This is a genomic window from Streptomyces wedmorensis (genome assembly GCF_000716445.1).
GTDB lineage: Bacteria > Actinomycetota > Actinomycetes > Streptomycetales > Streptomycetaceae > Streptomyces > Streptomyces wedmorensis.
Genome location: NZ_JNWK01000048.1, coordinates 26,684 through 42,497 on the forward strand (window position 1 = coordinate 26,684; position 15,814 = coordinate 42,497).

Sequence of the window (15,814 nt, forward strand, 5' to 3'; positions counted from 1 at the left end):
GACCCGGCCGCCGGCCGGACATCTCATCTGAGCGCGATCAGCGCAGGAACGGGTCCACCGCGACCGCCACGAAGAGCAGCGACACATAGGTGATGGACCAGTGGAAGAGGCGCATCTCCTTGAGCTTGGCGCCGGTGGCGCCGTTCTTGGCGCGGTTGAGCAGGGCGTGCGCCTCCCACAGCCACCAGCCGCCGGTGAGCAGTGCCACGGCGGTGTAGAACCAGCCCGTGTAGCCCAGCGGGGTGAGCAGCAGCGAGACGGCGACCATGACCCAGCTGTAGAGCACGATCTGCTTGGCGACGACCTTGTTGGAGGCGAGCACCGGCAGCATGGGCACGCCCGCGCGTGCGTAGTCGTCCTTCACCTTCATCGACAGCGGCCAGTAGTGCGGCGGCGTCCAGAAGAAGATGACGAGGAAGAGGATGACCGCGGCCCACGACATCGAGTTCGTGACGGCCGACCAGCCGATGAGCACCGGCAGGCAGCCCGCGATGCCGCCCCAGACGATGTTCTGGGCGGTGCGCCGCTTCAGGATCATCGTGTAGATCACGACGTAGAAGAGGAGCGCGCCGAGCGAGAGCGCGGCGGAGAGCCAGTTGACGAGCAGGCCGAACCAGAGCGTGGAGACCACGGCGAGGGTGAGGCCGAAGACCAGGCCCTCGCGCGGGGTGAGCACGCCGGTGACCAGCGGCCGCTGGGAGGTGCGGTCCATCAGGGCGTCGATGTCGCGGTCGATGTACATGTTCAGCGCGTTCGCGCCGCCCGCCGACAGATAGCCGCCGAAGCAGGTGGCGAGCACCAGCCAGAGGTCGGGCACGCCCTGTTCGGCGAGGAACATCACCGGGACGGTGGTGATGAGCAGAAGTTCGATGATCCGCGGCTTGGTCAGCGCCACGAATGCCTTGACGCGGGCGCCGAACGGCCGATGGCCCCCCGGGCTGGGAGTCAAGACGACCCCTGCGGGTCGGGACTCGACGGCCGTCACGCACACCCCTGACAGAGAAATTCCCAGCAAGCTCCCCGGATGAAGGCGGGGTGAAGCTTGCGCGTACCACGCCACTGTAGACGTTGCCCAGACGCCGATCTTCGCGGGGGTGGGGTCGTGTTGGAGGGGTACGTCCCAAGGGGTGGACGCCGCTCGGGAGGCGAACTCTCACACCCGGCGGCAGTCTTGCCGTGTCCGCTCATTTGAGGGGCGCGCACACGAAAAGAGGGGCGTTCCGGCGGGGGTAGGCTCGACAACGCCGGTACACCCTCAGTCACCGGCCCAAGACATGTGGAGAGGAGCCCTGACCCAGGGTGAGCACTAAGCCGACCACCACAGACCTCGAGTGGACCGAGTTGGACCAGCGGGCCGTCGACACCGCCCGCATCCTGGCCGCGGACGCCGTACAGAAGGTCGGCAACGGCCATCCCGGTACGGCGATGAGCCTGGCGCCCGCCGCGTACACCCTCTTCCAGAAGGTGATGCGGCACGACCCGGCCGACCCCGAGTGGGTCGGGCGCGACCGGTTCGTCCTCTCCGCCGGCCACTCGTCCCTGACGCTGTACACCCAGCTCTACCTGGGTGGCTTCGGTCTCGAGCTGGACGACCTGAAGTCCTTCCGCACCTGGGGCTCGAAGACCCCGGGCCACCCGGAGTACGGCCACACCGCCGGCGTCGAGACCACCACGGGCCCGCTGGGCCAGGGTGTGGCGAACGCGGTGGGCATGGCGATGGCCGCCCGCTACGAGCGCGGTCTGTTCGACCCGGAGGCCGCCACCGGCGCGTCCCCGTTCGACCACCGGATCTACGCGATCGCCGGTGACGGCTGCCTCCAGGAGGGCATCTCCGCGGAGGCGTCCTCGCTGGCCGGCCACCAGAAGCTCGGCAACCTGATCCTGCTGTGGGACGACAACCACATCTCGATCGAGGGCGACACCGAGACGGCCGTGTCCGAGGACACGATGAAGCGGTACGAGGCGTACGGCTGGCACGTCCAGCGCGTCGAGCCGCAGGCCAACGGCGACCTGGACCCGGCCGCGCTGTACGCGGCGATCAAGGCCGCCGAGGCCGAGACCGAGCGTCCGTCGTTCATCGCGATGCGCTCGATCATCGCCTGGCCCGCTCCGAACGCGCAGAACACCGAGGCCGCGCACGGCTCGGCGCTCGGCGACGCGGAGATCGCGGCCACCAAGCGCGTCCTCGGCTTCGACCCGGAGCAGACCTTCGAGGTCTCCGACGAGGTCATCGCGCACACCCGGTCGCTCGGCGACCGCGGCCGCGAGGCCCGCGCCGCCTGGGACAAGTCGCTCGCCGAGTGGCGCACGGCCAACCCGGAGCGCGCCGCCGAGTTCGACCGCATCGAGGCGAACGAGCTGCCGGCCGGATGGGCCGACAAGCTTCCGGTCTTCGAGCCGGGCAAGGGTGTCGCCACCCGTGCCGCCTCGGGCCAGGTCCTCAAGGCGCTCGGCGCGGTCATCCCGGAGCTGTGGGGCGGTTCGGCCGACCTCGCCGGCTCGAACAACACGACGATCGACAAGGACTCGTCGTTCCTGCCCGAGGGCAACCCGCTGCCGGAGGCCGACAAGTACGGCCGCACGATCCACTTCGGCATCCGCGAGCACTCCATGGCCGCGGAGATGAACGGCATCGCGCTGCACGGCAACACGCGCGTCTACGGCGGCACCTTCCTGGTGTTCTCCGACTACATGCGCAACGCCGTGCGTCTGTCCGCGCTGATGCACCTGCCCGTGACGTACGTCTGGACCCACGACTCGATCGGTCTGGGCGAGGACGGCCCGACGCACCAGCCGGTGGAGCACCTGGCCTCGCTGCGCGCGATCCCGGGCCTGAACGTGGTCCGTCCCGCCGACGCCAACGAGACGGCGATCGCCTGGCGCGAGATCATGCAGCGCCACACCAAGGTCTTCGGCAAGGGCGCCCCGCACGGCCTCGCGCTCACCCGCCAGGGCGTGCCCACGTACGCGCCGAACGAGGACACCGTCAAGGGCGGCTACGTCCTGTTCGACGCCGAAGGCGGCGACGCGCAGGTCGTGCTGATCGGTACGGGCTCCGAGGTGCACCTGGCCGTCGAGGCCCGCGAGCAGCTCCAGGCCGCCGGCGTCCCGACCCGCGTGGTCTCGATGCCGTGCGTGGAGTGGTTCGAGGAGCAGGACCAGGCGTACAAGGACTCGGTCCTGCCGCCGTCGGTCAAGGCCCGGGTCGCCGTCGAGGCGGGCATCGGTCTCACCTGGCACAAGTACGTCGGCGACGCCGGCCGGATCGTCTCCCTCGAGCACTTCGGTGCCTCGGCGGACGCGAAGGTCCTCTTCCGCGAGTTCGGGTTCACGCCCGAGGCGATCGTCGCCGCCGCCCGGGAATCGATCGACGCCGCCGCGCGCTGACGCCCATACGTACGACTTAATTGGAGATGCAACTCTCATGACAGACGCTCTCAAGCGCCTCTCCGACGAAGGCGTCGCGATCTGGCTGGACGACCTCTCGCGCCAGCGGATCACGTCCGGCAACCTGGCCGAGCTGATCGACCAGAGCCACGTGGTCGGTGTCACCACCAACCCGTCCATCTTCCAGAAGGCCATCTCGGAGGGGCACGGCTACGACCAGCAGCTCGCCGACCTCGCCGCGCGCAAGGTGACCGTCGACGAGGCCATCCGCATGATCACGACGGCGGACGTCCGTGACGCCGCCGACATCCTGCGGCCGGTCTTCGACGCGACGGACGGTCAGGACGGCCGGGTCTCCATCGAGGTCGACCCGCGCCTCGCCCACGAGACGGCCGCGACCATCGCCGAGGCCAAGCAGCTCGCCTGGCTGGTGGACCGCCCCAACACCCTCATCAAGATCCCGGCCACCAAGGCGGGCCTGCCGGCGATCACCGAGGTCATCGGCCTCGGCATCAGCGTCAACGTCACGCTGATCTTCTCGCTGGAGCGCTACCGCGCGGTCATGGACGCCTACCTGGCGGGTCTGGAGAAGGCCCGCGAGCGCGGCCTCGACCTCTCCAAGATCCACTCGGTGGCCTCCTTCTTCGTCTCCCGCGTGGACTCGGAGATCGACAAGCGCCTGGACGGCGTCGGCACCGACGAGGCCAAGGCGCTGAAGGGCAAGGCCGCCCTGGCCAACGCCCGTCTGGCCTACGAGGCGTACGAGGAGATCTTCTCCTCGGAGCGCTGGGCCGCCCTCGACAAGGCGCAGGCCAACAAGCAGCGTCCGCTGTGGGCCTCGACCGGCGTCAAGGACCCGGCGTACAAGGACACGCTGTACGTCGTGGACCTCGTCGCGCCCGGCACCGTCAACACCATGCCGGAAGCCACCCTGGAGGCCACCGCCGACCACGGCGAGGTCACCGGTGACACCATCCGCGGCACCTACGAGCAGTCGCGCGCCGAGCTGGCCGCCGTCGAGGAGCTGGGCATCAGCTACGACGACGTCGTCCAGCTCCTGGAGGACGAGGGCGTCGACAAGTTCGAGGCGTCCTGGAACGACCTGCTCAAGTCCACCGAGGCGGAGCTCCAGCGCCTCGCACCTTCGGAGGCGTAAGCACTTTGAGCGCAGTCCACGGAGCCAACCCGCTCCGTGACGCCGCAGACCGACGGCTCCCGCGCATCGCGGGGCCGTCGGGCCTGGTGATCTTCGGCGTCACGGGCGATTTGTCCCGTAAGAAGCTGATGCCCGCCGTCTACGACCTGGCCAACCGCGGCCTGCTGCCGCCGGGCTTCTCGCTCGTCGGCTTCGCCCGCCGCGAGTGGGCGGACGAGGACTTCGCGCAGGAGGTCTACGAGGCCGTCAAGCAGCACGCGCGCACCCCCTTCCGCGAGGAGGTGTGGCAGCAGCTCATCCAGGGCATGCGGTTCGTCCAGGGCGACTTCGACGACGACACGGCCTTCGAGCAGCTCAAGTCGACGATCGAGGAGCTCGACAAGGCACAGGGAACGGGCGGCAACTTCGCCTTCTACCTGTCCGTGCCGCCGAAGTTCTTCCCGCTCGTCGTCCAGCAGCTCAAGAAGCACGGGCTCGCCGACCAGAAGGACGGCTCCTGGCGCCGCGCGGTCATCGAGAAGCCCTTCGGGCACGACCTGGCCTCCGCCAAGGAGCTCAACGAGGTCGTCCACGAGGTCTTCCCGCCCGACGAGGTCTTCCGGATCGACCACTACCTCGGCAAGGAGACCGTCCAGAACATCCTGGCGCTCCGCTTCGCGAACACCCTCTTCGAGCCGATCTGGAACCGGTCGTTCGTCGACCACGTGCAGATCACCATGGCCGAGGACATCGGCATCGGCGGCCGGGCCGGCTACTACGACGGCATCGGCGCCGCCCGTGACGTCATCCAGAACCACCTGCTCCAGCTGCTCGCGCTGACCGCGATGGAGGAGCCCGCCTCCTTCGACGCCGACGCGCTGGCCGCCGAGAAGACCAAGGTCCTCGGCGCGGTGAAGCTGCCCAAGGACCTGGGCCAGTCCACGGTCCGCGGCCAGTACGCGGCCGGGTGGCAGGGCGGCGCGAAGGCCGTCGGCTACCTCCAGGAAGACGGCATCGACCCCCAGTCGAAGACCGACACCTACGCGGCCATCAAGCTGGAGATCGACAACCGCCGCTGGGCGGGCGTCCCGTTCTACCTGCGCACCGGCAAGCGTCTGGGCCGCCGCGTCACGGAGATCGCGGTCGTGTTCCAGCGCGCCCCGCACTCCATCTTCGACCACACCGCGACCGAGGAACTCGGTCGCAACGCCATCGTCATCCGGGTCCAGCCGGACGAGGGCGTGACGATGCGGTTCGGCTCCAAGGTGCCCGGCACCCAGATGGAGATCCGGGACGTCTCCATGGACTTCGCGTACGGCGAGTCCTTCACGGAGTCCAGCCCCGAGGCGTACGAGCGGCTCATCCTCGACGTCCTGCTCGGCGACTCGAACCTCTTCCCGCGGGTCGAGGAGGTCGAGCTGTCGTGGAAGATCCTCGACCCGATCGAGCAGTTCTGGGACAAGCACGGCAAGCCCGCGCAGTACCAGTCCGGGACCTGGGGTCCGGTCGAGGCGGACGAGATGCTCGCACGAGACGGCAGGAGCTGGCGCCGGCCATGAAGACCGACCTGACGGACACCACGTCCTCCAAGATCAACAAGGCGCTGGTGCTCGGGCGGCGGGCGATCGGCACGCCGGCCGTCGGCATGGTGCTCACCCTCGTGATCGTCACCGACGAGGAGAACGCCTACGACGCGCTGAAGGCGGCCAACGACGCGTCCCGCGAGCACCCCTCGCGGACGCTCGTCGTCATCAAGCGGGTCTCGCGCTCGCCGCGGGACCGCGCCAAGGCGCGGCTCGACGCCGAGGTCCGCCTCGGCGCCGACGCCAGCACCGGCGAAACGGTTGTGCTCCGGCTGTACGGCGAGGTCGTCGACCACGCCCAGTCGGTGGTGCTGCCGCTGCTCCTCCCGGACGCCCCCGTCGTCGTCTGGTGGCCGGTGAACGCGCCGACCGACCCGGCGAACGACCCGCTGGGCTCCCTCGCCCAGCGCCGGGTGACCGACACGTACGCCGCCGAGCAGCCCATCCAGGAGCTGACGGCGCGCGCGGACCGTTACACCCCGGGCGACACGGACCTCTCGTGGACCCGGATCACCCCGTGGCGTTCGATGCTGGCCGCCGCGCTCGACCAGGTCGTCTGCGAGGTCACCTCCGCCGAGGTGGAGGGCGAGGAGTTCAACCCCAGCGTCGAACTGCTCGCGATGTGGCTGGCGGAGCGGCTGAAGGTGCCGGTGCGGCGCTCGAAGTCGACCGGCCCCGGCCTGACCTCCGTGCGCATGGAGACCAGCTCGGGTCCGATCGTCCTCGACCGGCCGGACGGCTCGCTCGCGACGCTCTCCATCCAGGGCCAGCCGGACCGTGCCGTGGCGCTGAAGCGCCGCGAGACGGCCGAGCTGATCGCGGAGGAGCTGCGCAGGCTCGACCCGGACGACACGTACGCGACGGCGCTGAAGTTCGGCCTCGAACGTCTCGACGAGGAGGCGGCGACCCTCGCGCCCGAGCCGAAGGTCCCCGGACCCGTGGCCGCCGAGGCGCCCGAGCCGGCCGCCAAGCCCGCCGCGAAGAAGGCCCCGGCCAAGAAGGCGGCGGCCAAGTGAGCACCCCTCAGCTGGTGGTCCACCGCGACAAGGAGCTGATGGCGCAGGCCGCCGCGGCCCGGCTGATCACCCGGATCGTGGACGCCCAGGCCACCCGCGGCTCGGCCTCGGTCGTGCTGACCGGCGGCCGCAACGGCAACGGCCTGCTCGCGGCGCTCGGTTCGGCGCCCGCGCGGGACGCGATCGACTGGTCACGGCTCGAGCTGTGGTGGGGTGACGAGCGCTTCCTGCCCGAGGGCGACCCCGAGCGCAACGTCACCCAGGCGCGTGAGGCGCTGCTCGACCGGGTGCCGCTCGACCCGGCGCGGGTGCACGCCATGCCCGCCTCGGACGGCCCGTACGGCGATGTCGACACCGCCGCGGCCGCGTACGCGGCGGAGCTGGCCGCCGCCGCGGAGCACGGCGCCGTGCCGGCGTTCGACGTGCTGATGCTGGGCGTCGGCCCCGACACGCACGTGGCCTCGCTCTTCCCGGAGCTGCCCGCGGTCCGTGAGACCGAGCGGACGGTGGTCGGGGTGCACGGCGCGCCCAAGCCCCCGCCGCTGCGGGTCTCGCTGACCCTCCCGGCGATCCGGGCGGCGAAGGAGGTCTGGCTGCTCGCGGCCGGCGAGGACAAGGCGAAGGCGGCGGCCATCGCGCTGTCGGGCGCGGGCGAGGTGCAGGCCCCGGCGGCCGGCGCCTACGGCCGCTCGCGCACGCTGTGGCTGCTCGACGACGCGGCGGCCTCGGAGCTGCCGCGGAGCCTGTACCCGCCGGCTTCGGCCTGACGCACGACGGCGGAGGCCCGGTTCACCTGCTGGTGAACCGGGCCTCCGCCGTTCGGTACGGGTCGCGGCGCGGTCAGCGGCGCCTGCGGAGCGACAGGCGCGTCTTCCCCAGGACCAGTCGGCGTCCGGGCTCCTCCACGTACGTGTAGAGGAGGGCCGCCAGGGCGAGGGAGATGACGAAGGCCAGTCCGGCGAGGCCGAACGCCGGCAGGGTGTCGAACTTGGGCTTGTCGCCCACCCACAGTCGCAGGGAGTGCATCACGAGCAGGTGGACCATGTAGAAGGCGAACGACCACTCGCCCAGCTTCACGAGCACCGGACGGCGCCACATCGACGGCTCCCCCTTGATGTCGGCGACGGCGCCGGCCGCGATCAGGAGGGTGAGGCCGATGAGCGGGGTCCAGGACAGCCCGCCGGGCACGAGCGGGGCGACGAAGTAGCCGATCAGCGTCAGGGCCATGGCGCCTTCGAGGCTGGGGCCGCGCCACTTGCCGAGCTGGACGAGCCTCGCCACCGCGACGCCGAGGATGAACTCGGGGAGCCTGGCCAGCGGGAAGCTGTAGAAGAACACGTCGATGTGCAGTGCCTTGTACACGTCCGGCTGGTAGATGACGGTGAGGACGCACAGCACCGCCACCGTGGTCAGGACCTTCGGTCCCACGCGCCGCAGCACCGCGTAGAGCAGCGGGAAGCACGCGTAGAAGAACGCCTCGCAGACCAGGGACCAGCTGACCGGGTTGGCCGCCTGCCACCACTCGAACTTCCAGGAGCTCACCAGGAGCAGGTTCGCCGCGATCGCCTCGGGTGCGGCCCGCTCGCCGTCCCTCAGCCAGGGGAGGACGGTGAAGGCGAGGGCGAGGGCGACGACCGCGGTGACCACGTGGATCGGGTAGATGCGGGCGAGCCGACGCCGGAAGAAGGAGAAGAAGCGATCCTTCGGACGGGCCGACCAGGTCAGCACGAATCCGGAGAGGACGAAGAAGAACATGACGCCGACGCTGCCGGAGCGGGTGGCCCAGGCCACCAGCTTCTCGTCCTCGGGTCCGTAATATCCGAACTTGTACGTGTGGAACGCGAAGACCAGGAACGCCGCGGCCCAGCGCATGCCCGTGAGGGAGGGCAGCATGCCGCCCGCGCGTCCGGCCGAAGGGGCGGCCGGGGCTTCGGGCAGCGGCGCCTCGCGTATGAGCGTGGGCAAGAAAACACTCCGTTCGACGGTGGACCGGCAGGAGCGCGGTACACCGCGATCAGGCCCCGATTCAGGCGCACATATTACGGTGCATCGGTCACACGTTTCGCACAGGCTTCTCTTTCCCCTCGCACAGGCTTCGTTTCCAGGAAGGGTGCGAGGAGGTCCGGCACCGCCCCGGCGGCGAAGGTCAGGCCCTCGTTCTCGCCGGCGTCGAGGATGTCGTACGCGCCCGTGCCCGCCGCCGTCGTGGCGGTCAGGGTGAGGAGGCCGGCCCGGCGCTGGAAGTACGACTGCCGGACGGTCCAGCCGATGACGCCGGAGCGCTGGAGCGCGACCGTGGCGCGCCGGAGGCTGCCGGATCTGGTCACCAGGTAGGCGCCGCTGACGGCGTGCCCGAGGCCGCGGTACGCGTCGAGGGCGAAGAGCACGGCGATCGGTGCGAGGACGACCGCGCAGCCGGCGGCCACGTACAGCAGCACCGGGGTGAGGAGGAGGCCGAGGACGGCGAGGACCACGACCGGGGCCAGGGCCGCCCACAGGGCCCGGCGCAGCCGCCGGGTGCGGGCCGCCCGGGGGTGGACGGTGAGCGGCGCCGCGGTGGGCGGCTCCGGCTCGCGCAGGACCTGGGCGGCGACCCGGTCGGCGACGGCCCGCTCCACGGCCGGCAGCAGGTTCTTGAGGTCGGCGTGCTCGTCGCCGTCGTTCTGTGCGAGACCGGTGGCGACGGCGTCGACACGGGCGGCCCCGCACAGCCGCACGCCGAGCGGCTGGACCAGCTCGACCCCGCGCAGCCTCCGCTCCTCCAGGGAGACGGAGCGGGTGGTGAGGAGGCCGCGGGCGACCCGGAGGGTGCCGCCCGGTTCGCGCTCCAGGCGGTAGTTCCACCACATCTCGACCCAGAGGCCGAGGGCGCCGACGGCGCCGGTGACGGCGGCGAGAAGGACCAGGTCGACGATCATCCAGGCGAGGGAGACGTCCTGGAACCGGTCCCCTATCCAGTGGATGACCTTGCCCTGGGCGCCGAACCACTCGCTGACCTGCATGACGGCCCCGATGGCGGCGCCGCCGAGGGCCGGCACGAGGAAGGAGACGGGAGCGAAGCGGATCCAGCGCGGGTCGAGGGCGGCGAGCGTGTCGTCGCCGTCCGGGGTCCCGGAGGGCCCGGCGGAACGGGCGAGCAGTTCGCGCCGGAGCCGCTCGCCCTCGGCCCGGGTGACCAGGTCGAGTTCGAGGGGCGACTCGCCGCCGCTGTGCTCGCCGGTGCCGACGCGGACCTTGACGAGGCCGAAGACGCGCTGGAGGGGGTTGGCGCTCAGGTCGGCGCTGCGGACGCGCTCGCGGGCGAGCGAACGGCGCTGCACCACGAGCAGCCCGGTGTGGAGTTCGACCCGGTCCGGGCCGACGCGGTAGCGGGTGCGGCGGAAGCGGACCGTCTCGGCGACGACGGCGACGCCCAGGGCGAGGGCGGCCGCCGCGGCGACCCAGGCGAAGGCCTGCCACAGCGGGCGGTCCCCGGCCAGACCGAACGCGACGGGCAGCGCGGCGCCCACGAGGACGCCGCCGAAGAGGGCCACCCGCACGAGGACGGTACGGGGATCCAGGCGCCGCCATTCCCGGTCGTCCGCGTCACCGAGCCCTCCGCTCACGTGGCGTCCCCGGGAGTGGCCCGGGTGAGGAGGGTGAGCCGCTCGGCGAGTCCGGCGGCCAGCTCGTGGTCGAGGCCCTCGATGCGGATCGCGCCCTTGGAGGAGGCGGTGGTCACGGTGACCGTGGCGAGCCTCAGGTACTGCTCCAGCGGGCCCCGTACGGTGTCGACGGTCTGGATCCGGGACATCGGGGCGATCCGCCACTCCTGCCGGAGGGCCCCCGTGCGGACGTAGACCGCGTCGTCGGTGACCTCCCAGCGGTGCACCCGGAACCACCAGACGGGGAGGAACGCGGCGCAGGCCAGGCCCGGGGCCGCCACGGCCACGGCCGCGAGCAGCAGCCAGGACCGGGCGGGCCCGATGAACGCGCCGAGGACGGTGAGCACCGCCACCGGGACGGCGGTGGCCACCAGGAGCTGCCAGCGCCACCAGGTGACGGCCCGCTCGTCCACGGCGTTCCTGGGCGGCCGCAGCCGCACCGCGTTCTCCCCCGTCATGCGGTCAGCCCCGGTCGCGCAGCGACCGGTAGGCGCCGACGAGTCCGGCGGTCGAGCTGTCGAGGTGCTCGCCGCCCTCCCCGTCGGTCAGGACCGGCTCGATCCTCTTGGCGAGGACCTTGCCGAGCTCGACGCCCCACTGGTCGAAGGAGTCGATGTTCCAGACCGCGCCCTGGACGAAGACCTTGTGCTCGTAGAGCGCGATCAGCTGGCCGAGGACGGACGGGGTGAGCGCGTCGGCGAGGATCGTGGTGGTGGGGTGGTTGCCCCGGAAGGTCTTGTGCGGGACGAGCTCCTCGGGGACGCCCTCGGCCCGTACCTCCTCGGGCGTCTTGCCGAAGGCGAGCGCCTGGGTCTGGGCGAAGAAGTTGGCCATGAGCAGGTCGTGCTGGGCCACCAGACCGGGCTGCAGGTCGGCCACGGGCCGGGCGAAGCCGATGAAGTCGGCCGGGATGACCTTGGTGCCCTGGTGGATCAACTGGTAGTACGCGTGCTGCCCGTTGGTGCCGGGGGTGCCCCAGACGACGGGGCCGGTCTGCCAGTCGACCGGGTTGCCGTCGCGGTCCACCGACTTGCCGTTGGACTCCATGTCGAGCTGCTGGAGGTAGGCGGTGAACTTGGACAGGTAGTGGGAGTACGGCAGCACCGCGTGCGACTGGGCGTCGAAGAAGGCGCCGTACCAGACGCCGAGGAGGCCGAGCAGCAGCGGCGCGTTCTCCTCGGGCGGCGCGGTGCGGAAGTGCTCGTCGACGAGGTGGAAGCCGTCGAGCATCTCCCGGAAGCGCTCCGGGCCGATGGCGATCATCAGCGAGAGGCCGATGGCGGAGTCGTACGAGTAGCGGCCGCCGACCCAGTCCCAGAACTCGAACATGTTCGTGGTGTCGATGCCGAACTCCTCGACCTTCTCGGCGTTGGTCGAGAGGGCCACGAAGTGCTTGGCCACGGCCTCCTGGCCGGCGCCGAGGCCGCCGAGCAGCCAGTCGCGCGCGGAGGTGGCGTTGGTGATCGTCTCGATGGTCGTGAAGGTCTTCGAGGCGACGATGAAGAGGGTCTCGGCGGGGTCCAGGTCGCGGACGGCCTCGTGGAGGTCGGCGCCGTCGACGTTGGAGACGAAACGGAACGTCAGGTCCCGCTGGGTGAAGGAGCGCAGGACCTCGTAGGCCATGGCGGGTCCGAGGTCGGAGCCGCCGATGCCGATGTTCACGACGTTCTTGATCGGCTTGCCGGTGTGGCCGGTCCAGGAGCCCGCGCGGACCGTGTCGGCGAAGGCGCCCATCTTGTCGAGGACGGCGTGCACGCCCGGGACGACGTTCTCCCCGTCGACCTCGACGACGGCCCCGCGGGGGGCGCGCAGCGCGGTGTGGAGGACCGCCCGGTCCTCGGTGGTGTTGATCTTCTCGCCACGGAACATGGCGTCGCGGAGCTCGGCGACGCCGGTGGCGGCGGCGAGTTCGCGCAGCAGGGTCAGGGTCTCGCCGGTGACGAGGTGCTTGGAGTAGTCCAGATAGAGATCGCCGACCCGCAGGGTGTGGTCGGTGCCGCGCGTCGGTTCGGCGGCGAACAGCTCGCGCAGATGGGTCCCGCCCAGCTGCTCACGGTGCTTGCCGAGGGCAGCCCACTCGGGCAGCCGGTTGAGCCTGGTACGGCCTTCGGTAGTCATGTCGGACATCGCCCACTTCTTCTCGTACTGCTTGTCTGCCCCGCTGCACCCCCAAACCTAATTGATCAGAGGGGTCAGCGACGCGACGGCGAGCGCGAACAGCGCCGCCGCGAGGAGGGCGGGCGTGTGCGGACCCCAGCCGGCCGCCGCTCCACCGCCGAGGAGCGCCCCGAGCGGGGCGCCGGCGACCGCGAGGGTGCGGAAGGCCGCGGCGATGCGGCCGAGCATCCCCTCGGGGGCGCGCTCCTGCATGAGGGTGGTCTGCTGGACGTTCCACACCGTCCCCATGAAGCCGAACACCGCCATGGCGGCGATCGATGCCGCGAGGACCGGCACCGCCCCCATCAGGACCAGGCAGCCGGTCTGGACGGTCCCGGCGAGGAACACCGCGCGGACCCGACCGGTCCGTTCGGCGATCCGGCGGGCGAGGAATCCTCCGGCGACGCCGCCGACGGCGTAGGCGGTGATCGTGGCCGCGTATCCCGCGTTCCCCGCGTGGAGTCCCTCGGTGACGTGGACGACGAGCGTGGCGATGAGCGCGCCCATGCCGACGTTGCACAGGGTGGTGGCGGTGCAGAGCCACCGTAGGTGCCGGTCGCCGCGCAGGACCGCGAGCCCCTCGGCCATCTCCTTCCGGAGGGTGGAACCGGCGGGTCTGGGCGGCCGTTCGGGGGCCCCGGTGCGCAGGGAGGCGATGAGCAGCGCGGCCAGGACGTACGTGGCGGCGTCCGCCGCGTACGGCACCGCGACTCCGGCCAGGAGCAGGGCGGGTACCAGGGGCGCGGCCAGGAGCCCGCCGGCGAGCTGCTGACCGGTCATCAGGCGGGCGTTGGCCCCGGCCAGGGACTCCGCGGGGACGAGGGCCGGGAGCAGTGCGGTGGCCGCGTTGTCGAAGAGGGTCTGCAGGGTGGTGAGGGCGAAGGCGAGGACGAGCAGCAGGGCGATGCCGGCGTGTCCGAGCGCCACGGCGACGGCGAACGCGGCCATCAGGCCGCCGCGGACGAGGTCGACGGCCCACATGGCCCGCCGCTGGTCGACCCGGTCGGCCACGGCCCCGCCGAGGAGTCCGAAGAGCAGCCACGGCAGGAAGCCGCAGGCCGTGACGGAGGCGATGAGGACGGGGTCGTCGGTGACCGAGGCGGCGAGCAGGGGCATGGCGGCGGTGCGCAGCGAGTCGCCGAACCGCGAGACGACCGCGGCCGTCCACAGCCGTCCGAAACCGCCCCGCCAGGCGGGCACGGTCCGCTCGCCCACCGCGTCCGTCGTCGTCACGCCGCCCCCTCGATCGTGCGATCTCCTGCGCGACCGACGATAGGGGGCACCACTGACAACGGGGGAAAACCGAACGGGCCTCGCCCGCGAACTCGGTTCGCGGGCGAGGCCCGTTCGTCACACCGTCACACCACGCTCAGATCTCGCCGCGCAGTTTGGCGAGCGCCTCGGCGAGGATCGCCTCGCCGTCGGCGTCACTGCGCCGCTCACGCACATAGGCGAGGTGGGTCTTGTACGGCTCCGTGCGCGGCGGGTCCGGCGGGTTGTCCCGGTCCTGACCGGCCGGGAAGCCGCACCGTGGGCAGTCCCAGGTCTCGGGGATCGCCGCGTCGCTGGCGAAGCTCGGCTGCGTCTCGTGCCCGTTGGAGCACCAGAAGGAGATGCGGGCGCGCGGCGCCGATTCGCCCCGCTCGGCCTCACCCATCGGCCCCGCCCCGACCCGGCTTCCCCGGATCGCGTTGCCACTTGCCACGGTCGTAACTCCCTGCGTGATGGTGCTCGAAGATGCCCCAGTCTACGTAAGGCCCAACGCGCGTCCAGTGATTGGAGTTACCCGTCCAACTTCATCAGCAGACCAAGTACCACAATGCAGGCGAACCAGAGCAGACCGACCACGACGGTGATGCGGTCCAGGTTGCGCTCGGCGACCGAGGAGCCACCGACGGAAGACTGCATTCCGCCTCCGAACATGTCGGAGAGGCCGCCACCCTTGCCCTTGTGCATCAGAACGAGCAGCATCAGCAGCCCGCTGAAGACGATGAGGGCGATCGAGAACCCCATAACCACGGCTGGACCAACTTCCTCGGACTTATACGGACGGGGGCCGGGCACCTGCCCGACCCCCGCAAGGGTACGACGTAACTCCGCTACCGCATACTCACTGGTCGCGGAAGCGGACGATCTTGACGAACTCGTCGGCGTCCAGCGCCGCGCCGCCGACCAGGGCACCGTCGACGTCCGGCTGCGCCATGATCGCGGCGACGTTCCCGGCCTTGACGGACCCGCCGTACTGGATGCGGACCTTGTCGGCCAGCTCCTGCGAGTACAGCTCCGCGAGGCGGCCGCGGATCGCCCCGCAGACCTCCTGGGCGTCCTCGGGGGTGGCGACCTCGCCGGTACCGATGGCCCACACCGGCTCGTACGCGATCACGATGGTCTCGGCCTGCTCGGCCGGGACGTCCTTCAGACCGCCGTCGAGCTGGGCGAGGGTGTACTCGACCTGCTGACCGGCCTTGCGGATGTCCAGGCCCTCGCCGACGCAGAGGATCGGGGTCACGCCGTGCTTGAAGGCGGCCTTCACCTTGGCGTTGCAGACCTCGTCGTTCTCGGCGTGGTACTGGCGGCGCTCGGAGTGGCCGACGGCGACGTAGGCGCACTTCAGCTTGGACAGCATCAGGCCGGAGATCTCGCCGGTGTAGGCACCGGAGTCGTACGCCGAGATGTCCTGGGCGCCGTACTTGATCTTCAGCTTGTCTCCGTCGACCAGGGTCTGGACGGACCGCAGGTCGGTGAAGGGGACCAGGACCGCGACCTCACAGGCGTCGTAGTCCTTGTCGGTCAGGGCGAAGGCGAGCTTCTGGACGTGGGCGATGGCCTCGAGGTGGTTGAGGTTCATCTTCCAGTTGCCCGCCATCAGCGGGGTGCGGGTGCTCATAAAGG

General features: G+C 71.0%; 14 protein-coding genes. 5 read left to right on the forward strand and 9 right to left on the reverse strand.

The features are described from left to right. Positions 1 to 37 precede the first annotated feature (37 nt). Positions 38 to 985, reverse strand: coding sequence for a heme o synthase (locus OO54_RS30590; RefSeq protein WP_033208848.1), 948 nt, complete (start codon positions 983 to 985; stop codon positions 38 to 40). 314 nt (positions 986 to 1,299) lie between these two features. Here OO54_RS30590 and tkt point away from each other — a divergent pair, with 314 nt between their 5' ends. Genes tkt through pgl form a run of 5 tightly spaced genes read left to right on the forward strand, consistent with a single transcriptional unit; the run spans position 1,300 to position 7,888 of the window. Beyond that, on the forward strand, positions 1,300 to 3,387 hold the full coding sequence (gene tkt / locus OO54_RS30595; protein WP_033208850.1) for a transketolase: 2,088 nt from the start codon (positions 1,300 to 1,302) through the stop codon (positions 3,385 to 3,387). Between the two features lie 37 nt (positions 3,388 to 3,424). Further along, positions 3,425 to 4,543, forward strand: coding sequence for a transaldolase (tal, locus tag OO54_RS30600; RefSeq protein ID WP_033208852.1), 1,119 nt, complete (start codon positions 3,425 to 3,427; stop codon positions 4,541 to 4,543). Positions 4,544 to 4,548: 5 nt separating this feature from the next. Next, entirely contained in the window at positions 4,549 to 6,081 is a 1,533-nt protein-coding gene (gene zwf, locus OO54_RS30605) for a glucose-6-phosphate dehydrogenase (RefSeq protein WP_033208854.1), read from the forward strand. Further along, positions 6,078 to 7,121, forward strand: coding sequence for a glucose-6-phosphate dehydrogenase assembly protein OpcA (gene opcA, locus OO54_RS30610; protein ID WP_033208857.1), 1,044 nt, complete (start codon positions 6,078 to 6,080; stop codon positions 7,119 to 7,121). The genes zwf and opcA overlap by 4 nt, the downstream gene beginning before the upstream one ends. Next, positions 7,118 to 7,888, forward strand: coding sequence for a 6-phosphogluconolactonase (gene pgl / locus OO54_RS30615; RefSeq protein WP_033208860.1), 771 nt, complete (start codon positions 7,118 to 7,120; stop codon positions 7,886 to 7,888). Before opcA ends, pgl begins: the two co-directional genes overlap by 4 nt. 73 nt (positions 7,889 to 7,961) lie before the next feature. Here pgl and OO54_RS30620 read toward each other — a convergent pair whose 3' ends face one another. The 8 genes from OO54_RS30620 to tpiA form a co-directional block, all read right to left on the reverse strand. Next, entirely contained in the window at positions 7,962 to 9,086 is a 1,125-nt protein-coding gene (locus tag OO54_RS30620) for an acyltransferase family protein (RefSeq protein WP_033208863.1), read from the reverse strand. A gap of 74 nt (positions 9,087 to 9,160) precedes the next feature. Further along, positions 9,161 to 10,726 carry a PH domain-containing protein gene (locus OO54_RS30625; RefSeq protein WP_033208866.1) on the reverse strand — a complete coding sequence of 522 codons (1,566 nt, stop codon included), beginning with the start codon at positions 10,724 to 10,726 and terminating at the stop codon, positions 9,161 to 9,163. After that, positions 10,723 to 11,223, reverse strand: coding sequence for a PH domain-containing protein (locus tag OO54_RS30630; protein ID WP_033208868.1), 501 nt, complete (start codon positions 11,221 to 11,223; stop codon positions 10,723 to 10,725). The genes OO54_RS30625 and OO54_RS30630 overlap by 4 nt, the downstream gene beginning before the upstream one ends. 4 nt (positions 11,224 to 11,227) lie before the next feature. Next, entirely contained in the window at positions 11,228 to 12,892 is a 1,665-nt protein-coding gene (gene pgi, locus OO54_RS30635; protein ID WP_399522062.1) for a glucose-6-phosphate isomerase, read from the reverse strand. A 48-nt stretch (positions 12,893 to 12,940) separates the two neighbouring features. Then, the gene (locus OO54_RS30640; protein WP_033208871.1) at positions 12,941 to 14,155 is read right to left on the reverse strand and encodes an MFS transporter; all 1,215 of its coding nucleotides are present in this window, start codon (positions 14,153 to 14,155) and stop codon (positions 12,941 to 12,943) included. A gap of 136 nt (positions 14,156 to 14,291) precedes the next feature. Next, a complete protein-coding gene (locus tag OO54_RS30645; protein WP_071891222.1) occupies positions 14,292 to 14,627 on the reverse strand; it encodes an RNA polymerase-binding protein RbpA in 336 nt (111 codons plus the stop codon). Positions 14,628 to 14,704: 77 nt separating this feature from the next. Further along, a complete protein-coding gene (secG, locus tag OO54_RS30650; protein ID WP_017238647.1) occupies positions 14,705 to 14,935 on the reverse strand; it encodes a preprotein translocase subunit SecG in 231 nt (76 codons plus the stop codon). A 97-nt stretch (positions 14,936 to 15,032) separates the two neighbouring features. Then, positions 15,033 to 15,809, reverse strand: coding sequence for a triose-phosphate isomerase (gene tpiA / locus OO54_RS30655; protein WP_033208874.1), 777 nt, complete (start codon positions 15,807 to 15,809; stop codon positions 15,033 to 15,035). Positions 15,810 to 15,814: the final 5 nt, after the last annotated feature.

Bases quoted from the DNA above. Each gene is read 5' to 3' on its own strand.
- tal (WP_033208852.1), top strand. From the start codon at position 3,425: ATGACAGACGCTCTCAAGCGCCTCTCCGACGAAGGCGTCGCGATCTGG.
- opcA (WP_033208857.1), top strand. From the start codon at position 6,078: ATGAAGACCGACCTGACGGACACCACGTCCTCCAAGATCAACAAGGCG.
- OO54_RS30630 (WP_033208868.1), bottom strand. From the start codon at position 11,223: ATGACGGGGGAGAACGCGGTGCGGCTGCGGCCGCCCAGGAACGCCGTG.
- pgi (WP_399522062.1), bottom strand. From the start codon at position 12,892: ATGTCCGACATGACTACCGAAGGCCGTACCAGGCTCAACCGGCTGCCC.
- secG (WP_017238647.1), bottom strand. From the start codon at position 14,935: ATGGGGTTCTCGATCGCCCTCATCGTCTTCAGCGGGCTGCTGATGCTG.
- tpiA (WP_033208874.1), bottom strand. From the start codon at position 15,809: ATGAGCACCCGCACCCCGCTGATGGCGGGCAACTGGAAGATGAACCTC.